General features: G+C 67.9%; 4 protein-coding genes and 1 pseudogene. 1 reads left to right on the top strand and 4 read right to left on the bottom strand.

All coding sequences use genetic code 11. The features are described 5' to 3' along the window. The 3 genes and pseudogenes from KGR00_RS05035 to KGR00_RS05025 all read right to left on the bottom strand — a co-directional run. On the bottom strand, positions 1–1,337 hold a 1,337-nt coding region (locus KGR00_RS05035), incomplete at its 3' end, for an aldehyde dehydrogenase (protein ID WP_224424169.1). A 72-nt stretch (positions 1,338–1,409) separates the two neighbouring features. After that, positions 1,410–2,750 (bottom strand): annotated as a pseudogene (locus tag KGR00_RS05030) (aspartate aminotransferase family protein); the annotation flags it as partial. A 26-nt stretch (positions 2,751–2,776) separates the two neighbouring features. Then, positions 2,777–3,517: a gamma-glutamyl-gamma-aminobutyrate hydrolase family protein gene (locus KGR00_RS05025; RefSeq protein WP_224417419.1), complete on the bottom strand. Its 741-nt coding sequence runs from the start codon at positions 3,515–3,517 to the stop codon at positions 2,777–2,779. 254 nt (positions 3,518–3,771) lie between these two features. Here KGR00_RS05025 and KGR00_RS05020 point away from each other — a divergent pair, with 254 nt between their 5' ends. Next, positions 3,772–5,151, top strand: a complete 1,380-nt coding sequence (locus KGR00_RS05020) for a glutamine synthetase family protein (RefSeq protein ID WP_224417420.1) — start codon at positions 3,772–3,774, stop codon at positions 5,149–5,151. Between the two features lie 104 nt (positions 5,152–5,255). Here KGR00_RS05020 and KGR00_RS05015 read toward each other — a convergent pair whose 3' ends face one another. Beyond that, positions 5,256–5,813: a glycine zipper 2TM domain-containing protein gene (locus tag KGR00_RS05015; RefSeq protein ID WP_224417421.1), complete on the bottom strand. Its 558-nt coding sequence runs from the start codon at positions 5,811–5,813 to the stop codon at positions 5,256–5,258. Positions 5,814–6,000 lie beyond the last annotated feature (187 nt).

The following is a 6,000-nucleotide window of genomic DNA, read 5'->3' as shown; positions in this document are numbered from 1 at the left end:
CGCCGCGACACCCGCATGATGCGGTCGATGTCCTGGCTCCAGACCCCGGCCGCCAGGCCGTACTCGCTGTCGTTGGCCAGCCGCACGGCCTCTTCCTCGCTGTCGAAGCCGAACACCGCCAGCACCGGGCCGAAGATCTCCTCGCGGCCGATCGCCATCTGCGGGGTGACGCCGTCGAACACCGTCGGCGCGATGAACAGCCCCGGCCCCTCGGCGGCCGAGTCGCTGCCGGTACGCAGGGTCGCGCCCTCCTCGACGCCACGGCGGATGTAGTCGCGCACTCGCTCATACTGGGTGCGGTCGACCATGGCGCCCATGAAGCTCGCCGGGTCGAGCGGATCGCCGGGCTGCATGCTCTCGGCGGCGGCGAGCAGCTTGTCGACGACGGCCTCGCGGATCGAATTCTCGACCAGCAGCCGGGAGCCGGCGATGCACACCTCGCCCTGGTTGTGGAAGATCGCCTCGGCGGCGTGACGGGCCACGGCGTCGAGGTCCTTGCAGTCGGCGAAGACCAGATTGGGGCTCTTGCCGCCGCACTCGAGATACACCCGCTTCAGGTTCGACTGGCCGGCGTGCTGCATCAACTGCTTGCCCACCGCGGTGGAGCCGGTGAAGGCCAGGCAATCGACGTCCATGGACAGCGCCAGGGCCTTGCCCACGGTGTGGCCGAAGCCGGGCAGCACCTGGAAGACGCCCCGCGGCAGGCCGGCCTCCTTCGCCAGCTGGGCGAGGCGCAACGCGGAGAGCGGCGACTTCTCGGAGGGCTTGAGGATCACGCTGTTGCCGGCGGCCAGTGCCGGGGCGATCTTCCAGGCGGTCATCATCAGCGGGAAGTTCCACGGCACGATCGAGGCCACCACCCCGAGCGGCTCGCGCAGCACCAGGCCGAGAGCGTCCTCGCCGGTGGGCGCGACCTCGCCGTAGAGCTTGTCGATCGACTCGGCGTGGTGGCGCAGGCAGCCGATGGCGCCGGCCATGTCACCCAGCGAGCTGGCGATCGGCTTGCCCATGTCGAGGGTGTCGAGCAGCGCCAGTTCGTTCTTGTGCTGCTCCATCAGCGCGGCCAGGCGCAGCAGCACCGCCTTGCGCTCGCCCGGGGCGCGCCGCGACCAGCCACCCTCGGCGAAGGCACGCCGTGCATGGGCCACCGCCACCTCGGCGTCGGCGGCGTCACAACTGGCCACCTCGGCGAGAGTCTCACCGGTGGCCGGGTTGACGGTGGCGAAGGTCTCGCCGCTCACCGCCGCGACGAAGGCGTCGTCGACGAAGGCGCGGGTCTCGAAGGTCAGGTCGCCGGCCAGGCGCTGCCAGTCGGCGTGGGTGAGATCGGTGCTCATGAGCGTTTCTCCAGAGAGTCGTTGTCCCGAGGCACGGCGTTCCGGCGCGCCTCCTCGCTGCAGGTAGGCCAGCGTATCGTCCAGTGCCTGGCGCGCCAGCGACACCAGCTCGTCGATCTGTTCGCGGGTGATCACCAACGGCGGTGAGATGATCAGAGTATCACCCACCGAGCGCATCACCAGGCCACGGGCGAAGCTGGCGTCACGGCAGTGGCTGCCCACCGCCAGCGACTTGTCGAAGCGCTTGCCGCTGGCCGCGTCGATCAGTTCCAGGGCGCCGATCAGGCCCAGGCTGCGCGCCTCGCCGACCAGCGGATGCGTGGCCAGGCTCGCCCAGCGCTCGGCCAGATAAGGGCCGAGGTCGTCGCGCACCCGCTCGACCACGCCTTCGGTCTCGAGCAGTTCGAGGTTCTTGAGGGCCACGGCGGCACAGGTCGGGTGCCCCGAGTAGGTGAAGCCGTGGAAGAACTCGCCGCCCGCCTCGATCAGCGTCTCGGCGACCCGATCACCGACCAGCACCCCACCGATCGGCAGGTAGCCCGAGGACAGCCCCTTGGCGATCGGCATCAGGTCGGGCTCGAGGCCGTAGTGCTGGCTGCCGAACCACTCGCCGAGCCGCCCGAAACCGCAGATCACCTCGTCGGCGACCAGCAGGATATCGTACTTGGCGAGTACCGCCTTGACCGCCGGCCAGTAGCTGGGTGGCGGAATGATCGCCCCGCCCGCGCCCTGCACCGGTTCGGCGATGAAGGCCGCCACGTTCTCTTCGCCGAGCTCGAGGATCTTCGCCTCCAGCGCCGCCGCGCATTCGCGCCCGAAGGCCTCCGGCGTGCGGTCACGCCCTTCGCCGAACCAGTAGGGCTGGGCGATATGCACGATACCCGGCACGCCGGGCCCACCCTGGGCGTGCATCGGCGCCATGCCACCGAGGCTCATGCCGGCGATGGTGGAACCGTGATAGGCGTTCTCGCGGGCGATGACCACCTGCTTGTCGGGCTTGCCCTCGAGCGCCCAGTAGTGCCGCACCATGCGCAGCACGGTATCGTTGGCCTCGGACCCCGAGCCGGTGAAGAACACCCGGTTGATGTGTGCCGGCGCCAGCGCGCAGAGTTTCTCGGCCAGGCGCACCGCCGGCGCATGCGTGGTCTTGAAGAAGTTGTTGTAGTAGGGCAGCGTGCGCAACTGCTCGGTGGCCGCCGCGGCCAGTTCCTCGCGGCCGTAGCCGAGATTGACGCACCACAGCCCGGCCATGGCGTCGAGGATGCGGTTGCCCTCGCTGTCATGGATGTACACGCCTTCGGCGTGGGTGACGATGCGACTGCCCTCCTCGCCGAGTGCCTTGAAGTCGGTGAAGGGATGCAGATGATGCGCCCGGTCGAGCGCCCGGAGTTCATCGGTGACGGGTCGATTCATGACGGTCTCCACGCAATACAGCAGGATCAGGCGGCCGCATGCTCGCGACAGGCCGCGGCGAAATGACGGAACAGCGCATCGTAGAGCGGATGGTCGTGGGGCTGCCATTCGGGGTGCCACTGTACCGCCATGGCGAACCGCTTGGCTCCCTCGACCGAGACCGCCTCGACCAAGCCATCCGGGGCCCGCGCCTCGACGCGCAGCCCCTCGCCGAGACGCTCGACGCCCTGCTGGTGCAGCGAATTGACCCGCGCGCGCGGCTGGTCGAAGACACCGGCCAGCGCGCCGCCGGGCGCGATGTCGAGGTCGTGGCTGGGCGCGTAGTGATCCGCCCGGTCGCCTGCCGGCTCGCGATGGTCGAGCATCCCCGGCACGGTCTGCACGGCCTGGTAGAGCGAGCCGCCGAATGCCACGTTGATCTCCTGAAAGCCGCGACAGATGCCGAACAGCGGCAGGCCCCGCTCGATCGCCGCCGGGATCAGCGACAGCGCCACCGCGTCGCGGTCCCGGTCGTCGCGGGTGTTCTCCGGGGCGCGTTCGGCCCCGTAGCGCGACGGCTCGACATTGGTGTAACTGCCGGTCAACAGCAGGCCGTCGAGCACCGCCAGCAGCGCCGTGTCGACCCCATCTTCCCAGACCGGAATCATCAATGGCGCCAGACCGTAGTCATGCAGGGCGCGAAGATACTTGTCGGTGACCATGTGCGCCGGGTGGCCTTCCACCTCGCGACGACAGGCAATCACGCCGACCAGGGGGCGCGCGTCCATCGGCTTTACCTCACTTGTGCAGTCTGTTGTTTCGTTATTCTCAACATACCCGTCTTGATCGGCGATTGCCAAGGGTCGACGAAAGTTTTAGAAATTCGCCTCGATACGGGCAAATAAGCCGCATTAAGGGCGAACTGGGCGGGCCGTAAGCCTGTTCGAGAGGCACCCGGAAACGTAAAAAATTTGACAACACTTCTGGCTGACGAAAAGATGAACGCCATGGACACATCCCCTCCGTGCAAAGGTATTCGCTCATGACGGCCGCCACTGCCCGCAACGAAGCGCGGGCCTTCCTCGAACGTCACCCGGACATCGAAACGTTCGATCTGCTGATCAGCGACCTGAACGGCGTGCTGCGCGGCAAGCGCATTCCCCGCGACAATCTGATCAAGGCCTACAAGAACGGCATCAACCTGCCGGCCTCGCTGTTCGCGCTGGACATCAACGGCAACACCATCGAAGAGACGGGGCTGGGCCTGTCCATCGGCGACAGCGATCGCGTCTGTCGGCCGATCGCCGGCTCCCTGATACCGACGCCCTGGCTACGCGACGGGCGCCAGGCCCAGTTGCTGATGACCATGGAAGAGCTCGACGGCGAGCCCTTCTTCGCCGATCCGCGCCAGGTACTGCGCCACGTGCTCGAGGATATTGCCACCCTCGGCCTGACCCCGGTGGTCGCCCTCGAGCTGGAGTTCTATCTGGTCGATCGGCGCCGCGACGACTCGGGGCTGGCCCAGCCGCCCTGCTCGCCCGGAACCGGTGAGCGCGCCACCCAGAGCCAGCTCTACTCGATCAGCGAACTCGACGAGTACGCCGATTTCCTCGAGGAGATCCAGCAGGCCGCCCAGGAACAGTCGCTGCCGCTGGACACGGCCCTCAAGGAGTGCGCACCGGGGCAGTTCGAGATCAACCTGATCCATTGCGACGACGCCCTGCGTGCCGCCGACAGCGCCGTGCTGCTCAAGCGCCTGATCAAGGGCGTGGCCCTCAATCACGGCTTCGAGGCCACCTTCATGGCCAAGCCCTACGGCAACGAGGCCGGCAGCGGCGCCCACGTCCACATCAGCCTGGTCGACGACGCGGGCCGCAACATCTTCGCCAGCGACGACGAGGATCCGCTGGGCACGCCGCGGCTGCGCCAGGCGATCGCCGGCCTGCTCGAACTGATGCCGGCGTCGATGGCGATCTTCGCGCCCAACATGAACTCGTTCCGCCGTTTCCAGCCCGGCCTCTACGTGCCGATGACCCCCTCCTGGGGCTACGACAACCGCTCGGTGGCGGTACGTATCCCCTCGGGCCCCAATGCGGCACGCCGCATCGAGCACCGGGTCGCCGGCGCCGACGTCAATCCCTATCTGCTGCTGGCCACCCTGCTCGCTTCGGTGCGCCACGGCCTCGACCGGCACCTCGACCCGGGCGAGCCGATCGAGGGCAACGCCTATGAACAGCTCGAGCCGACCCTGACCAACAGCTGGCAGAAGGCGCTCGACCTGTTCGCCGACAGCGAGATCCTGGCCGAAGCGCTGGGGCGCGGTTTCCACCACGTCTACCGCACCAATCGCCTGGCCGAGCGCGCCCAGGCCATGCAGACCGTCAGCCCGCTGGAATACGACTGGTACCTGCGCCACGTCTGACCGTCGGCAAGACGGTGGCGCCATGAGGTGCAAAAAAGCCCGGCAAGGCCGGGCTATCAAGCATGCGGCGACAGGATCGTCGCCGGGGCAACAGACGGGAATGCTCAGCCCTGGGTCGACGACGCGGCCTGCCACTGCGGCTGGCCATCGACCAGCGGGACGCGCTTGCCCTGCTCCGGGGCGTCGTCCAGTCGGGCACTGTAGGTCTTCTCGCCGATCCGATAGTCGACATCGTAGCCGACCACCGTCTCCTGGCTGTCGTTGACCGTGTGGCAGCGGCGTTCGGTGGTGGAATAGGTCTCGCCCTGCTGGACGCGCCCCTGCACCTCGCGGCCGGCGAAACCGCCGGCCACCGCGCCCGCGGCGGTGGCCAGCTTCTTGCCGTTGCCACCGCCGAATTGATTGCCCACCACCCCGCCGACGATGGCGCCGATGGCAGTGCCGGCGATGCGGTTGGGATCCTTGGCGGGCCGCTGACGGTTCACCGCCACGTCCTCGCAGACCTGCCGCGGTGTCTCGACACGCTGGGTCACGCGATCGACGTGGGTCACCTCGGCGTATTGCGGGGCCTGACCGCCACCCTGCATCTGGTAGGCGCCGAATGCCAGGCCACCCAGGCCCAGCACCGACAGGGTCGTGCCGATAACGATCGATTGGTTCATGGTCGCCTCCTTCTTCTTGCACGGGCTGACGTCACTGTCAGCGTCTGGCGAAGCCGTCGAAACGGTCGACGCTCGCCGGGGTTGGCGATGCGTCTGCAGGATGACGATGTGAGCGGCGCCCGGCTCGAGGCGCCGTCGGGTTGCGATCGGTAAAGCGTACTCGAAACCCGGTTATCGAACAATGTTT

The sequence above is a fragment of the Modicisalibacter sp. MOD 31.J genome, assembly GCF_020147985.1.
Taxonomy (GTDB): Bacteria; Pseudomonadota; Gammaproteobacteria; order Pseudomonadales; family Halomonadaceae; genus Modicisalibacter; species Modicisalibacter coralii.
The sequence above is the reverse complement of the archived record's forward strand: the minus strand, read 5'-3'. Positions and strand labels throughout refer to the sequence as shown.

Bases quoted from the DNA above. Each gene is read 5' to 3' on its own strand.
- KGR00_RS05025 (WP_224417419.1), bottom strand. From the start codon at position 3,517: ATGGACGCGCGCCCCCTGGTCGGCGTGATTGCCTGTCGTCGCGAGGTG.
- KGR00_RS05020 (WP_224417420.1), top strand. From the start codon at position 3,772: ATGACGGCCGCCACTGCCCGCAACGAAGCGCGGGCCTTCCTCGAACGT.
- KGR00_RS05015 (WP_224417421.1), bottom strand. From the start codon at position 5,813: ATGAACCAATCGATCGTTATCGGCACGACCCTGTCGGTGCTGGGCCTG.